The sequence below is a fragment of the Streptomyces sp. NPDC048415 genome, assembly GCF_040651675.1.
Classification (GTDB): Bacteria; Actinomycetota; Actinomycetes; order Streptomycetales; family Streptomycetaceae; genus Streptomyces.
Window position 1 is genome coordinate 1 of record NZ_JBEZKJ010000145.1, and the last position, 14,746, is coordinate 14,746.

The window sequence follows — 14,746 nt, forward strand, 5'->3', positions numbered from 1 at the left end:
GCCCCGTACGCCATCGCGGTCAGCAGCAGGCTGTAGCCCGCGACGGGGATGCGGAGACCGGCGGGGAGGTCGGGCCACAGGAGGTAGCGCCTCCCGCGGCGGCGGCCCGGCGGCGACGGCTCAGCCGCCGCGGCGCTGCAGCAGCTGCACCGTCAGGTTGCGCAGCCGCTCGGTGCGCACCACCTCGAACCCGGCCAGCGCCGCGGCCGTGCCCGGTCTCATGTCGGCGCGCGCGTCGCCGAGCGCGGTCGACACCAGCCACAGGCGCCGACGGTCGGCGAGGCAGGTGGCGGGCACGTCGCACTCGTGCGCCGAGTACAGGCCGGCCTGCTGGGGCGTCAGCTTCATCATGACGTCCTCGGGCCGGGCGCGATCGCGCAGCTCGTACGCCATGGCCTTGCGCACCTCGAAGGTGCCGTTGTAGAGGATCCCGTCGCCGGCGCGCTGTCCGGCCGTCACGATGCGCCCCGCGGCCGCGAAGTCGGGCTCGTCCGGGAGGTCCTGACGGACCGTCGCGACAGCGGGCCACATCTGGAGGGCGAACACCGCCACGGCGGCGGTCAGCAGCGCCCCGCCCGCCAGCCGCCTTTGGCGGCCGGTCCGCGCCGCACGGGTCAGCGCGTCCGCGCACCGGTCCGCGCCGGCCGCCGCGAGCAGCAGCCAGGCCGGGACGGTGAACAGCAGATACCTGGGCAGGAAGAGATGGAGCCGGTCGGACGTGAGGAAGGTCAAGACCGGCGGGAGCACGGCCCAGACCGCCGGCACGGCGGCGACCTTGCGCCCGGCCGTCAGCAGCCCCACAACGCCGAGGCCCATCACGACGCCACCGGCGAACCAGGACCCGAACAGCTCCATCGGGTACGTGACCAGGTCCCGCGAGGTCGCGTTGTTCAAGGCGATCTGCCGGGCCTGCCCCGAACCCTTGGCGATCATCGGGACGACCGTGGAGGTGCCCATCACCACGGCGCAGCCGAACGCCCAGTGCACGAAGTGGTCGCCGCCGCGCCGGGCCCGCAGCACCGCCACGGCATGCGCCGCCACCACGCAGAGAGCCACCAAGTGGCTGAGCCCGGTCAGGGTGATCGCCAGCGTGTACAGCGTCCAGAGCTTGAGCGTGGGCCGCTCCAGAGCACGCAGCAGCAAGAGCGTGGCGAGCAGGGAGAAGAACACCGCGAAGGCGTACGGCCGCGCCTCCTGCCCGTACCGCGTGACCGTCGGCACCAGCGCGAACAGCAGGCCCGCGAGGAGACCGGCGCGCGGGGTGAACATCTGCCGTCCGACGAGTCCCAGCAGCCCGGCCGACGCCGCCATGGCCAGCCCCTCGGGCAGCCGCAGGGCGGCCGGCGAGGTGCCGGCGAGCAGGACCCAGGCGTGCATCAGGGCGTAGAACGGCGCGAAGACCACATCGATGTGCTGGATCAGCAGGCCCAGCTCGGGATATCTGATCGAGGACGCCCACCAGGTGCAGTGTTCGTCGCGCCACAGCTGGCGATGGCCGATGCCGGGCATGACGCAGGCCAGCACGACGGCCGTGGGCAGCAGGAAGACGAGGAACGGAATCCACCGGCCGCTGGGCGCCGGGCTGTCGGCGGTTCGGGTCCGGACGGCACGGTAGGGGCGGACGACCCTGCCCGCGGTCGAGGAGGTCACCGAGGAGGTCATCGCTTCACCCAGATCCGAAAGCGGCCATTGTTCTCGCCGAACGGCACGCTGCCCAGCAGGCGGTACTTGCCGCTGCTTCGCACGGCCTCGGTGATGACGGGGTTCAACTCCGGCACGGCGACCCCGTCGAGCACGACCATGTCGAACCAGCCGTCGGCGAGCGCTTTGCGATATCCGTCCTTGCCGTAGTGCGCGGTGCCATGGGCGTCCGTGTAGGCCATGTAATAGAGCGACGACCAATGGGTCTGGTCGGTGATGTCACGCAGGTAGTACACCGGCGTGTTGCGGCTCTCGGCGAGGTAGCGGCCGCCGCCCGGGATGACGTGCTGCCTGAGCACCGTGTTGAGCCGGCTCGAGTCGGGCCATGAGTGGAACCACTCGGCCGACTTGGTGACCCCCACACAGAGCGTGGCGACCCACAGCACACAGGCGAGCTGGGGAAACCGGAAGTGCGCGCCCACGAGCCGGGTCAGTCCGACCCCGGCCATGGGCGCGGCGAACAGCAGGCCGAATCCGATGTGCTTGTAGAGCGCGACGGAGGTGGCCAGGTGGATCTGGTAGGCCGGGGCCAGCAGTGCGGTGCCGCACAGCAGCACTCCGAGCAGGGCACGCCAGGTTCGGCCCGGGACACCGAGGCGCGCGGTCGTCGGCGACTCGTGCAGCCGGCCCCGGCGGGCGTACGCGAGGGCGCCGCCGCACGCGGTCAGGAACATCAGACCGCTCCACACTGCCGTCTTCCACAGCAGCTCCCGCGGGCCGTCGTGGCCGTGCGCACGGGCGGTGGTGGTGAGGCGCACACCGTCGAGTACGTCGCTGAAGTAGAGCCCGGCGAGGAGAGGAAGGGCCACACCGATCACGAGCAGCGCGGCCCGGACGATGCTCGACCTGCCGCGGTGCGGCCAGGCGACAAGCGCGGCGAGCACGACCAGCGTCGGCAGATAGAGCCCGGCGGCGTACTTGGTGCCGACCGCGAGGACCGCGACCGGCGCCGCGGGGAGCACCGCCGCGAGGGGTGCCCGGTCGGTCCGCACGATGATCCAGGCCGCGAGGGCGAGCAGGAAGACCGCCGCCGCGTCGTAGGTGGCGAAGTGGCCGAGGATGATCGTGGACGGGATCACCGCGAAGAGCGCGGAAGCGGCGAGTGCCGGCCGCTCGCTGAACAGCCGCCGGGTCATCGCGTAGAGCAGTGTGTTGGCGCCGAGCATGAAGAACAGGCTCAGCAGGCGGACCCCTTCCAGTCCGAACCGGGCGTCGACAAGCGCCGCCAGCACCGGATACAGGAGCGGGGAGCCCGAGAAGTAGCTGGCGTAGTCCGTCGGCACGGGTGTGCCGTGCAGCAGATGGGCGATCTGCACATGGCCGGAGCTGAGGTAGACCGCCTCGTCCTGGTAGGCGGTGTTGTGCAGCCGGAGCGACAGTGCCGCCTGGAAGACCAGGACGGCCAGGAGGACCGCCCGGCTGACCCAGGTGCGGCGACGGCAGCCCCCCATGCTCCAGGCCGCTTCCGCAACCGCCGGGACGTGATAGGCCGGGGCGGGCGGGGCCTGCTGGTCGCTCGCCTGGGAGGGAACCGGGGGGACCACCTGCGCGCCCCGCTCTGTGGACGTCATCTGACCTTCCGCACGTCGAAGCCGTAAAGAGGGTTGGCGGCGAGGCGCTTGAACTCGGCAAGGCCCTCCGGGTTCGCCGACAGCCGCCACTCGTCGCGCGCCTTGTGGTCGAACCAGACGAATCCGACGATGTCGCGGTCGGCCGAGACCCCGTCGAAGAGAGCGCGCACGTCGCCCGCCCGGTGCTTGCCGGGCATGGCACCTGTCTCCAGGACGAGCAGCGGCTTGCGGCTGAACCTGCGTACCTCGGCCACGGTCGGCCCGAACAGGCCCTTGAAGGTGTGCGGGTCCCAGTCCATGAAGTACCCGACCACGCCGACCCAGTCGACGTACCTGTCCCCCGGGTAGAAGGGGCGCAGGTCCTTGTGGGTGCTCGGTTGGATGATGTTCGGCGACCACGCCCAGATCACGTTGGTCGCGCCGGCTTTCTTGAAGATGTCGTGCAGGTGCCGCCAGGCTCTGACGTACTCCCCAGGCGTGGTCTTGGCGGTTCCCCAATTCTCCCAGTTGCCGTTCATCTCGTCCGCGAAGCTGATCACGAACGGAATGTTCAGCGCGCGCGCCGCCTTCGCGTACTTCCTGAGGTAGTCGTCGGACGCGCCGTTGGCGATTTCGGTGACCGAGATGTTCCTCGGCTCCCAGGACACGACGGTCATCGCGCCGGCCGACCAGGCGTTGCGTACGCCCGTGGCGTCGAATCCGTCGCCCCAGGCGGCGTAGTACTCGATGAGATTCGGCTTCTTGCCGACCATCTTCGCGTAGTCGTACACCGGCTGCATGGAGTTCGGGGCCTCGGCCCGGGAGACACCGAAGTACTTCTTCGGCGGCTGGAGCAAGGGACGTACGTCATAAGGCCGTGGGGGCGCCGACGCGGCCGAGTGGCGGGTCATCGGGGTGCTGGCGGCGCCCGCGATGCATGCCGTCAACGCGAGCGCGACGGCGGTCAGCGGTACCAACAGGGCGGCGGTGGCTCGGGACAAGCGCATCAGTGGGCTCCAATCGGGCGAGGCTGCAGCAGGACCCGTCCGACGATCAGGGCGTAGAAGAGTCCGGAGGAGAGCAGAAGGGCGAAGTCGGCTGGGTCGAGCGTGAGCGTGCGCCAGGCGGCGGCGCCCACCCAGAGCACCGCGGTTCCACCGCCCCACAGCCACACGCCGATCCGGCGCCGTTTCGTGCCGCCGCGCTTGGCCGCTGTGGAGCCGGTGGCCTGCCAGCCCATGCGTCGGCCGCGCAGGATGTCCCAGATGGCGAAGACGTGCGCCCAGCCGTACATCATGCGGACCGCCCACGCCTCCAGGCGGTAGGGAACCCGGTGCCACAGCGGGAACACGACCGTGGTGTAGAGGACGCTGGGCAGCACCAGCCAGAGGTTCTCGACGGCGGGCTTGTCCGGGAAGGCGAGGAGCAGCACGATCGGGACCAGGGGCGCGGCGAAGGTGAACAGGGCCGTGTGGATGTAGTAGAGGAAGCCGGACAGATAGCAGAGCCTGCTGGAGACCCTGAGCTTGGCCTGCCAGAACTTCGCGCTGCCCAGCAGGCTCATGGAGCCCGCGCACCAGCGGTACTGCTGGTTGAAGAAGGCGTCGGCGTTGTCGGGGCACACCCCGGCCGACAGCGGGACCGGCACATAGCGCAGGTCCCAGCCAAGACGCCGCAGGTCGAAGCCGGTGTGCACATCCTCCGAGTGCTCGATGAGGGTGGTGCCGCCGTTCTCCAGAAGCGCCGCGCGCCGGTAGACGGCACAGCTGCCGACGCAGATCGCCGCGTCGCGGCTCTGCCGGGAGACCTGTACGGCCCGGTAGAACAGCTCCTGGACGGCGCCGGCCCCGCGTTCGATCCAGTTCTGCGCGTCGAGCACCCGGAAGTACTGCGGCGACTGGACGATGGCGAGCCGCTCGTCCGCCGCCATGTACGGGAGCAGCTCGTGGAGCAGATCCGCGCGGGGCGTGAAGTCGGCGTCGAGAATGAGGATGTACGTGCCGTCCGTGCGGTCGAACCCGAAGTGCAGATTGCCGGCCTTCTTGAACCAGCCGCGGTTGTCACGGGTGTCGTAGCGGAAGCCGAAGTCGGCGGCCAGGGCGCGCAGTTCGGGGCTGGCCGAGTCGTCCAGGACGTATGGCTCGCAGACGCCGGGATAGTGGTCCGCCAGCGCCCGCACATGCGCCCACGTGTTGTGCAGCACCTCGATCGGCTCACCGCACACCGGCAGGAAGACGTCGACCGAGGGGTAGGTGTCGGGGCGCCAGTCGCCCACGAGTCTTCGGTGCTGAGGCAGGTCGAAATCGCGACTGAGCAGATTCACCCGGAGCGAGACCAGGTAGTAGAGCACGGTGAACGCCAGGAACGGGGCGAACAGCCACAACAGCGGTGTGGAGGCGGCCAGCCGGAACTGGCTCACCACCAGGCAGACGATGCTGACCAGCGAACTGAGGGTCAGCACCCACAGGCGCCGCTCGGCATAGGAGTACTTCTCGCTGTCCGACGGCGGTACGGGCAGCAGCCCCGGCGGCGCCTGACGGCCCGACGGGGTTTGGAGGGTCTGCTGCGGTCTTGTCCCGGGCCGCACCACACGGGCGGCCTCAACTGAACTCATACAGGTCTCCCGGACCACCCGCCCCGCACTGAACGAGGCGATGTGCCGGGAAATCTAGGTCGGGGTCCACGGGCCGCCACGGCGGCACGGTCGAACAGACCCACTCTTAACTCGAAATAATGGAACGCTTACCCGAAACGCCACATAATCGTTGTTTATATGACAAGTTGAACGCGATCGGTGCGGCGGCTGACGCATGGTCAGCCGCCGCCCTCGCCCTACTTGTGCTTCAGCCTCAGCCGGATCGGCACCACCGCCGACTCCAGCTGCGTCCGCAGCGTCATCTTGGAGACCCCCTCGGTCCGCTCCTCGAAGCGGATCGGGATCTCCACCGCGCTGTGTCCGGCGCGTACGGCCTTGTACTTCAGCTCGACCTGGAAGCTGTAGCCCGCGCTGTCCAGCGTGGCCAGGTCCACCTCGCGCAGGGCCTGGGCCGACCACAGGTTGAACCCGGCCGTGATGTCCCGGATCCTCGTGCCGAGCACGGCGCGCGCGTAGCCGTTCGCGAAGCGCGAGAGCAGCACCCGGTGCGCGCCCCAGTCCTCGTCGAGCGAGCCGCCCTCGACGTACCGGCTGCCGATGACGAGCCCGACACCGGTGGCGACGGCCGTGCCGAGCATGCGCGGCACCGCCTCCACCGGGTGGCTGCCGTCGGCGTCCATCTGTACGACGTACGCGGCGCCCTCGTCGAGCGCGGCGCTCATCCCTGCCGTGTACGCCCGCCCCAGACCGTCCTTCTCGCTGCGGTGCAGGACGCTCATCCGACGCCGCCCGTCGGCGTTGTACTTCTCGGCGAGCTCCTCGGCGATCCGTCCGGTGCCGTCCGGACTGGAGTCGTCCACGATCTTCAAGTGCAGCCCGGCGAGCGGTAGTTGGAGCACCGCCTCGGCCATCCGGGACAGATTCGCCGCCTCGTTGTACGTCGGCATCACCACGGTGACCGCCGCGTCCGCCCCCATGTCGTACGTCATGCCCTTCTCCCCTCCCCAGCGGGCGCGGGCCGTCCCAGCGCCCGGAACTGCCAGCCCGCCGCGGTCCAGCGGTCCGCGTCGAGCACCCCCCTGCCGTCCACGATCCGCGGACGGGAGACCAGCGACGCGAGCCGCCCCGGGTCCAGCTCCCGGAACTGCGGCCACTCCGTCAGATGCAGCACGAGGTCCGCGCCGCTGAGCGCCTCCTCGGCCGAGACCGCGTACCCGAGGAGCGGATACGCCTTGCGGGCGTTGTCCATCGCCTCCGGGTCGTAGACCGTGACGTCGGCGCCGTCCAGCCGCAGCCGTGCGGCCACGTTCAGCGCGGGCGAGTCGCGGATGTCGTCCGAGTCCGGCTTGAAGGCGGCGCCCAGGACGGCGATCCGTGCCCCCAGCACCTCCCCCGCTCTCGACTGCGCTCGAGCGGAGGTACCCCCATCCCCGCACAGCTCGCGCGCCAGCTCCACCACCCGGTCCCGGCGCCGCATGTTGATCGCGTCGACCTCGCGCAGGAAGCCGAGAGAGACTCCCAGTTCCTCGGCCCGGTGCGCGAAGGCACGGATGTCCTTGGGCAGGCAGCCGCCGCCGAAGCCGACTCCGGCGCGCAGGAACTTGCCGCCGATGCGGTCGTCGTGCCCGAGTGCCTCGGCCAGTACGGAGACATCACCGCCCGCCGCCTCGCACACCTCCGCCATCGCGTTGATGAACGAGATCTTGGTGGCGAGGAAGGCGTTGGCGGCCGTCTTGACCAGCTCGGCGGTCGGGAAGTCGGCGGTGACGAGCGGGGTTTCGGCCGCGAGGACCGGGGCGTACACCTCGCGCAGGATCGTTTCGGCGCGCACGGACTCGACGCCGAACACCAGCCGGTCGGGCCGCAGGGTGTCCGCGACGGCGAAGCCCTCGCGCAGGAACTCCGGGTTCCAGGCGACCTCGGCGTCGTGTGCGTCCGCGAGCCGGCGCGCCGTCCCCACCGGCACGGTCGACTTGCCGACCAGCAGCGCGTCCGGCGACGCGTGCGCGGCGATCGCCGCGAAGGCCGCGTCGACGTACGTGAGGTCGGCGCCCTCGGAGTCACCTCGCTGCGGCGTCCCGACGCACACGAAGTGCACCTGCCCGAACGCCGCCGCCTCCTCGTAGGAGGTGGTGAACCGCAGTCGCCCGGAGGCGAGATGCGCGCGCACCAGCTCCCCGAGCCCCGGCTCGTGGAACGGCAACCGCCCGGCGGCCAGCGCGGCCACCTTGTCGGGATCCACATCGACACCGAGCACCTCGTGCCCGAGTTCCGCCATACAGGCGGCGTGGGTGGCACCGAGATAGCCGGTGCCGATGACTGTGAGCCGCATGAGCACGGCCTTCCTACGGGAAATCAGCAACAAAGAGAGAGGTGAACGCTCAGGACGTCTTCGTCCAGATCTTGTACGTGCCCGTGCCGCCCGAACTGAGCTTGAACGGGATGGCGCCGACCAGGCGGTAGTGCCCGCTCGCGCGAACCTGCCGCTCGAGGTACTTGTCGAATTCGGGGGTGGCCATGCCGTCCAGGACGACGAGGTCGAAATAGCCGTCCTTCAGGGCGAGTCGGTAGCCCTCGTTGCCGTGGTGGACGACGCCCTTCTTGTCCGCGTACCCGATTCCGTACGTCGAGGTCCACTGCGCGTGGTTCGTCTTGTCCCGCAGGTAGTAGAGGGGGACCTCGTATGTGGCGCCCAGATACCTGCCCTTGGGCTTCATGTACGGCTCGATCGCCTTGGTGAGCGGCGTCGAGTCCGGCCACAGGCCGAAACGCCACTGGGCCTGCGAGACACCCAGGCACAGCGCGGCGACCCAGATCAGGATCCCCAGCTGCGGATAGCGGAAGTGCTTGCCGACCAGCCGGATCACGCCGATGCCCGCCATCGGGGCGGCGAAGAGCAGACCGAAGTCCAGGTGCTTGTAGAGGGAGACGGAGGTCTGCAGATGGATCTGGTACGCCGGTGCCAACAGGGCCGTACCGGTCAGCAGCAGTCCCAGCAGCGCGCGCCAGCGCCATCCCGGGCCGTGCAGCCCGTGCGAGCGCGGGGATTCGTTCATCCGCCCCCGGCGCGCGTAGAAGAACGCGCCCGCGCAGGCCGTGGCGAACATCAGTCCGGCCCACTCGCCGGACTTCTCCAGCAGGTCCACGGCGGCCTCGGTGCCGTGCGCGCGATTGGTGGTGGTCTGCCGCACGCCCTCGAGCACGTTGGTGTACATCAGGCCGACGCCGGCGAGCACACCGGTGCCTGCGGCCAGCAGGGCCGCCCGCAGCAGGCAGCGCCAGCCGCGATAGTGCCAGCCGGTCAGCGCGGCCAGCACCACGAGGGTGGGCAGGTACAGCGCGGACGCGTACTTCACCGCCACGGCCAGCATCATCACGGGCGCCGCGAGCAGCACGGCGAGAGCGGGAGCCCGGTTGGTGCGTACGACGATCCAGGCGGCCAGCGCGAGCAGGAAGATCGCCGGCGCGTCGTACGTGGCGAACCAGCCCAGCACGATGGTCGGCTGGGTGACCGCGAACAGGGCGGCGGCCACCAGCGCGACACGCTCGTTGAACATGCGCCGGGTGAAGGAGTACAGCAGGCTGGTCGCGCCGAGCATGCACAGCAGGCTGAGCAGCCGCGCCCCGGACAGCCCGGCGTATCCGTCGACGAACGCCGCCGCCACCGGGTACAGCATCGGCGACCCGGAGAAGAAAGACCCGTAGTCGCTGTACAGCGCCGTGCCGTGTGTCAGGTGGTCGAGGATGTTGTGCCCGGCCGCCAGATACAGCGCCTCGTCCTGGAAGGCGGTGTTGGACAGCCGCAGCGACAGTACGGCCTGGATCGCCAGGACGCAGAGCAGTACCCCTCGGCTCACCCAGTCCCGCCGCCGACTGGGCATGTCGTCCCATCCGGCGTCCGGCGTCTCGGGAATCGTGTACGCCGGTCCGGCGGGCACCGGCTCCTCGATGGTGCGCAGCGCGTAGGTGGGCTGGTCGGGGATCCCCGGGGCGTACGCCCCGTGGGCGTCGTACACCGGGTCGTACGGGTCGTAGGGCTCGGGCGTGTAGTGGTTCTGGTTGCGGCCGGTGTTCATCGCGACTTCCGTACGTCGAAGCCGAAGAGGTCGTCCGCGGCGAGGCGCTTGAACTCCTTGAGGGCCAGCGGGCTCGCCTCCAGCCGCCAGTCGGCACGCTTGCGGTGGTTGAACCAGATGAAGCCGAGCATGTCGTCGTCCGCCTGAACACCCGCGAAGAGGTTGCGGATGTCGGCGCGGCGCCGCTCGCCGGGCATGGCCCCGGTCTCCAGGAGCAGGATCGGCTTCTTGGTGAAGGTGCGGATCTGGTCCCGGCTCGGACCGAAGACGCTCTCGAAGGCGTTGTCCTCGCCGGTCGTGAAGTACCCGACGAGACCGACCCAGTCCACGTAGCCGTCACCGGGGTAGTACGGCTTCAGCTTGACGCTCTTGACCGGGTTGATGATGTTGGGCGCCCAGGCCCAGATCACGTTGGAGGCCCCGGCGTCGATGAACGTGTCGTGGATGTGCCGCCAGGCGGCCACGTACTGGTGGGGGGTGACGTTCTGGGTGCCCCACTTCTCCCAGTGGCCGTTCATCTCGTCGGCGAAGTCGATCACGACGGGCAGGTTCAGTTTCCGGACCGCCGTGGCGTACTTCCTGAGGTACGCGTCCGACTTGCCGGCCGCGATGTCGGTGAAGGAGACGTCGAAGGGCTCCCAGGACATCAGCGTCAGGGCGCCCTCGCCCCAGGCGTTGCGGACTCCGCGGGCGTCGAAACCGTCGCCCCAGCCGGCGTAGTACTCGATCAGGTTGGGCTGCTTGCCGGTCATCGCCGTGTACCCGTCGACGTTCTTCATCGACGTCGGCGCGCCCTCGACGGCGGCTCCGTAGTACTTCTTCGCCGGCTTGAGCAGCGGGACGACGTCATACGGAACGTCCGACGCGGCGCTCGCCGACGGCTCGCCCTTCTTGCCCCCCGAGGAGGCCGGCGTACCGCTGGAGTCGTCGCCGAGCAGTGAGCAGCCGCTGAGCACGAGCAGCGCGCAGAGCGCGAGCACGGCGGCTCGCGCGCGGGTGCGGATCATCAGGCCGCCTCCGCCCGGGGCTGGACCAGGACCCGGCCCACGGTGAGGGCGTAGAAGAGTCCGGAGGACAGGATCAGCGCGAAGTCGGGGGCGTTCATGGTGAACAGCCGCCACACCGAGGCGCCCACCCAGATCAGGGCCGTACCGCCGCTCCACACCCACATACCGATCCAGAAGCGCCGGGTCTTGTTCTTCTTCGCGCCGGAGGAGCCGGTCGGCTGCCAGCCCATACGGTTCTTGCGGAGGATGTCCCAGATCGCGAAGACATGGGCCCAGCCGTACATCATGCGGGCAGCCCAGGCCTCGAGCCGGTACGGCGCCTTGTGCCACATCGGGAAGATGATCGTGGTGTAGACGATGCTGGGCACCACCAGGAGCAGATGCTCGACCTTGAGCTTCTCCGGCATCATCAGCAGCAGCACGATCGGGATCACCGGCGCCGCGAAGGTGAACAGCGCCGTGTGGATGTAGTAGAAGAAGCCCGACATGTAGCACAGGCGGCTGGACAGCTTGATCTTGCGCTGCCAGAACTTCTTGCTGCCGAGCAGGCTCATCGAGCCCGAGCACCAGCGGTACTGCTGGTTGAAGAAGGCGCCCGCGCTGTCCGGGCACACACCGGTGGACACGGCGACCGGCACATAGCGCAGGTCCCAGCCGAGCTCGCGCAGATCGAAGCCCGTATGGACGTCCTCGGAATGCTCGATCAGCGTCGTACCGCCGTTGGTGTCCAGGGCGGCCCGCCGGTAGATGGCGCAGGAGCCGACGCAGATCGCACCGTCGCTGCCCTGCCGGGACACCTGCACGGAGCGGTAGAACAGCTCCTGCACGGCGCCCGCGCCGCGCTCGATCCAGTTCTGCGAGTCCAGGACGCGGAAGTACTGCGGGGACTGGACGATCCCCACGCGGGGGTTCTCGGCCATGTACGGCAGCAGCTCTTCGAGCAGATCGGCGCGCGGAGTGAAGTCGGCGTCGAGGATGAGGATGAACTCACCGTCCGACTGTCCGAACCCGAAGTGCAGATTGCCCGCCTTCTTGAACCAGCCGCGGTTCTCACGGGTGCCGTAACGGAACCCGAAGTCATAAGCCATCGCCTCGAGTTCGGAGCTCGCCCCGTCGTCGAGCACGAAGGGCACACACACGCCCGGATAGCGGTCGGCCATCGCCCGCACATGGGACCAGGTGTTGTGCAGCACCTCGATGGGCTCGCCGCACACCGGCAGGAAGACGTCGACCGAGGGGTAGACCTCGGGCCGCCAGTTCGCCACCAGACGCCGGTGATGCTTGATGTCGAAGTCCCGCGTGAACCCGTTCACCCGCAACGAGATCAAGTAGTAGATCACCGTGAAGACAAGCAGCGGTGTGTAGATCCACAGCACCGGTGTGGACTGTGCCAGCTTGAACTGGCTCACGATCAGACAGCAGAAGCTGATCAGCGAACTGATCGTCAGAATCCACAGATGCCGCTTCGCGTACGAGTACTTCTCGGACTCCGTGGGCGGCAGCGGCAGCAGTCCCAGGGAGACCTGGCCTCCCCGCCCCGCCCTTCGCCGTCCGGTTTGCCGCGCGGCGCGGCGCCCGCCCGTGCGGGCAGGACCAACTGAACTCATGAAAAAACCTACCCCCGGGCCCTGAACGGCCCGATGATCCCCACCCTCGCCCGGCCACCCCATTTCGAACTATTGGCCGGGCCGCGAAAGCATAACCGGGAGGTAAGCGTTTCGTAAGATGTAACCTGCGTACTAAGTCGGAAATCACGCCAGATGACCCATATAAGCAAGCAACATCCTGGTTACACGCGCATTTCCGCACGTCACATAGGGCACCGATCGCCCCAGAGTGGACGACGCAACAGCGTCAGCAGCAGCCCGCACCGGACGCTCCGGGCAACGTCCGCCTGTTGCGCGCCTCCTTGTTCCGAGCGGCAAGCAACTCGTCCGCCGGATACCCCACTTCTTCGAGCGTCAGCCCGTGCGGCCGTACGACATGAACAGCCGAATCCCGTACGCCGACCGCGAGCACCTTGCCGGGCCACTCGGGCCCGCGGTGCCCGTCGCCCACGAACAGCAGCGCCCCGATCAGCGACCGCACCATGTTGTGGCAGAAGGCGTCGGCGCGCACGGTCGCGGTGATGATCCCGTCGTCACCGCGCACGAGGCTCAGCTCCTGGAGCGTGCGAATGGTGGTCGCGCCCTCGCGCTTCTTGCAGTAGGCGGCGAAGTCGTGCTCGCCGAGCAGGCTCGCGGCCGCCTCGTTCATGGCCTCGACGTCCAGGGGCCAGTCGTGCCAGAGGACGTGGCTGCGCAGGAGAGGGTCGACTCCGCCGGGGTTGTCGGTGACGCGGTAGGCATACCGGCGCCACACGGCGGAAAAGCGGGCGTTGAAGCCGCTGGGCGCCTCCCTGAGGGCCCACACCCGTACGTCCTTGGGCAGCCGCCCGGCCAGGCGTTTGAGCAGCTTGCCGTGGTGCTCGCCCCAGACCTCCCTGGGCAGATCGACATGGGCGACCTGACCCCTGGCGTGCACGCCCGCGTCGGTCCGCCCGGCCACGGTCAGCTCGTACGCCTGACTGGACCGTGTCACGGTACGCAGGGCGTCCTCGATCTCCCCCTGCACGGTCCGCCGTCCCCCGGCCTGCTTGGCCCATCCGGAGAACTCGCTCCCGTCGTAGGACAAGTCCAGCCGCACCCGTACGAAACCGGGTTGTACCTCGTCACTCACACCTAGATCCTCTCAGCACCGCAACGACGTCAGATACGCGAAAGCGGGCCCGCCCCCGAAGGGACGGACCCGCTTCACAGCAAGGCAGTGCCTCAGGCGTCCTTGGACTCCTCGGCGGGAGCCTCAGCGGCGTCCTCGACCTTGGTGTCCTCGACGACCTCGGCGGGAGCCTCAGCCTTGACGTCGGCGTCCTTCGCGGCACGCTTGGTGGCCGCCTCGGCCTCACCGGTGGCCTGCTGGGCCACGGTCAGGGCCTCCACCAGCTCGATGACAGCCATGGGCGCGTTGTCGCCACGGCGGTTACCGATCTTGGTGATACGGGTGTAACCACCCGGGCGGTTCTCGTAGCGCGGGCCGATCTCGGTGAAGAGCGTGTGCACGATGCTCTTGTCCGTGATCACCGAGAGCACCTGACGGCGGTTGTGAAGGTCACCCTTCTTCGCCTTGGTGACCAGACGCTCCGCGTACGGGCGCAGGCGGCGGGCCTTCGCCTCGGTGGTGGTGATACGGCCGTGCTCGAAAAGCGACTTCGCGAGGTTCGCGAGGAGCAGCTTCTCGTGCGCGGCGCTGCCGCCCAGACGGGCACCCTTGGTGGGCTTCGGCATGGTGTTTCTCCTAGGTGTCTGCCCCGGCCGTATCAGGTACCGGAGTCAGTGTCCGAGCGGGCGGCTGCCCGTCGGAGATCCGGGACCCCGAAGGGTCCCGGAGTATGGCTCCCGATCAGTACTGCTCGGTCTCCACGAAGCCCGCGTCCGCGTCGTCGTCGGCGCCGAAGGCGTCGGCGGCGGCGGTCGGGTCGAATCCGGGCGGGCTGTCCTTGAGGGCCAGGCCCATGCCGGCCAGCTTCGCCTTGACCTCGTCGATGGACTTCGCACCGAAGTTGCGAATGTCCAGCAGGTCGGCCTCGGAGCGGGCGACGAGCTCACCCACGGAGTGGATGCCCTCGCGCTTGAGGCAGTTGTAGGAGCGGACCGTGAGCTCCAGCTCCTCGATCGGCAGCGCGAGGTCGGCGGCGAGGGCGGCGTCCGTGGGGGACGGGCCCATGTCGATGCCCTCGGCGTCGATGTTGAGCTCGCGGGCCAGACCGAACAGCTCGAC

The 14,746-nt window shown here is 69.1% G+C and carries 12 protein-coding genes and 1 pseudogene; all 13 read right to left on the bottom strand.

All coding sequences use genetic code 11. From position 1 onward, the window contains the following. Positions 1-83, bottom strand: a pseudogene (locus AB0D27_RS42715) (lysoplasmalogenase); the annotation flags it as partial. A 37-nt stretch (positions 84-120) separates the two neighbouring features. Beyond that, positions 121-1,662 (bottom strand): glycosyltransferase family 39 protein, encoded by a 1,542-nt coding sequence (locus AB0D27_RS42720; protein ID WP_362520354.1) that lies wholly within the window; start codon positions 1,660-1,662, stop codon positions 121-123. Further along, positions 1,659-3,272 carry a glycosyltransferase family 39 protein gene (locus tag AB0D27_RS42725; protein ID WP_362520357.1) on the bottom strand — a complete coding sequence of 538 codons (1,614 nt, stop codon included), beginning with the start codon at positions 3,270-3,272 and terminating at the stop codon, positions 1,659-1,661. Before AB0D27_RS42725 ends, AB0D27_RS42720 begins: the two co-directional genes overlap by 4 nt. Beyond that, a complete protein-coding gene (locus tag AB0D27_RS42730; protein WP_362520359.1) occupies positions 3,269-4,258 on the bottom strand; it encodes a glycosyl hydrolase in 990 nt (329 codons plus the stop codon). Before AB0D27_RS42730 ends, AB0D27_RS42725 begins: the two co-directional genes overlap by 4 nt. Continuing rightward, on the bottom strand, positions 4,258-5,673 hold the full coding sequence (locus AB0D27_RS42735; protein WP_362520377.1) for a glycosyltransferase family 2 protein: 1,416 nt from the start codon (positions 5,671-5,673) through the stop codon (positions 4,258-4,260). Before AB0D27_RS42735 ends, AB0D27_RS42730 begins: the two co-directional genes overlap by 1 nt. A gap of 410 nt (positions 5,674-6,083) precedes the next feature. Beyond that, a complete protein-coding gene (locus tag AB0D27_RS42740) occupies positions 6,084-6,836 on the bottom strand; it encodes a polyprenol monophosphomannose synthase (protein WP_362520361.1) in 753 nt (250 codons plus the stop codon). After that, positions 6,833-8,179, bottom strand: a complete 1,347-nt coding sequence (locus AB0D27_RS42745; RefSeq protein WP_362520363.1) for a UDP-glucose/GDP-mannose dehydrogenase family protein — start codon at positions 8,177-8,179, stop codon at positions 6,833-6,835. Before AB0D27_RS42745 ends, AB0D27_RS42740 begins: the two co-directional genes overlap by 4 nt. A 49-nt stretch (positions 8,180-8,228) precedes the next feature. Next, complete coding sequence (locus tag AB0D27_RS42750) at positions 8,229-9,923, bottom strand: glycosyltransferase family 39 protein (protein WP_362520366.1); 1,695 nt, start codon at positions 9,921-9,923, stop codon at positions 8,229-8,231. Beyond that, on the bottom strand, positions 9,920-10,930 hold the full coding sequence (locus AB0D27_RS42755; protein WP_362520369.1) for a glycosyl hydrolase: 1,011 nt from the start codon (positions 10,928-10,930) through the stop codon (positions 9,920-9,922). Before AB0D27_RS42755 ends, AB0D27_RS42750 begins: the two co-directional genes overlap by 4 nt. Further along, complete coding sequence (locus AB0D27_RS42760; RefSeq protein ID WP_362520378.1) at positions 10,930-12,342, bottom strand: glycosyltransferase family 2 protein; 1,413 nt, start codon at positions 12,340-12,342, stop codon at positions 10,930-10,932. Before AB0D27_RS42760 ends, AB0D27_RS42755 begins: the two co-directional genes overlap by 1 nt. Positions 12,343-12,784: 442 nt before the next feature. After that, the gene (gene truA / locus AB0D27_RS42765) at positions 12,785-13,648 is read right to left on the bottom strand and encodes a tRNA pseudouridine(38-40) synthase TruA (protein WP_362520372.1); all 864 of its coding nucleotides are present in this window, start codon (positions 13,646-13,648) and stop codon (positions 12,785-12,787) included. Positions 13,649-13,740: 92 nt separating this feature from the next. Beyond that, entirely contained in the window at positions 13,741-14,253 is a 513-nt protein-coding gene (gene rplQ, locus AB0D27_RS42770; protein ID WP_362520373.1) for a 50S ribosomal protein L17, read from the bottom strand. Positions 14,254-14,368: 115 nt separating this feature from the next. After that, the coding region (locus AB0D27_RS42775; RefSeq protein ID WP_308435782.1) for a DNA-directed RNA polymerase subunit alpha C-terminal domain-containing protein at positions 14,369-14,746 on the bottom strand (378 nt) is incomplete at its 5' end.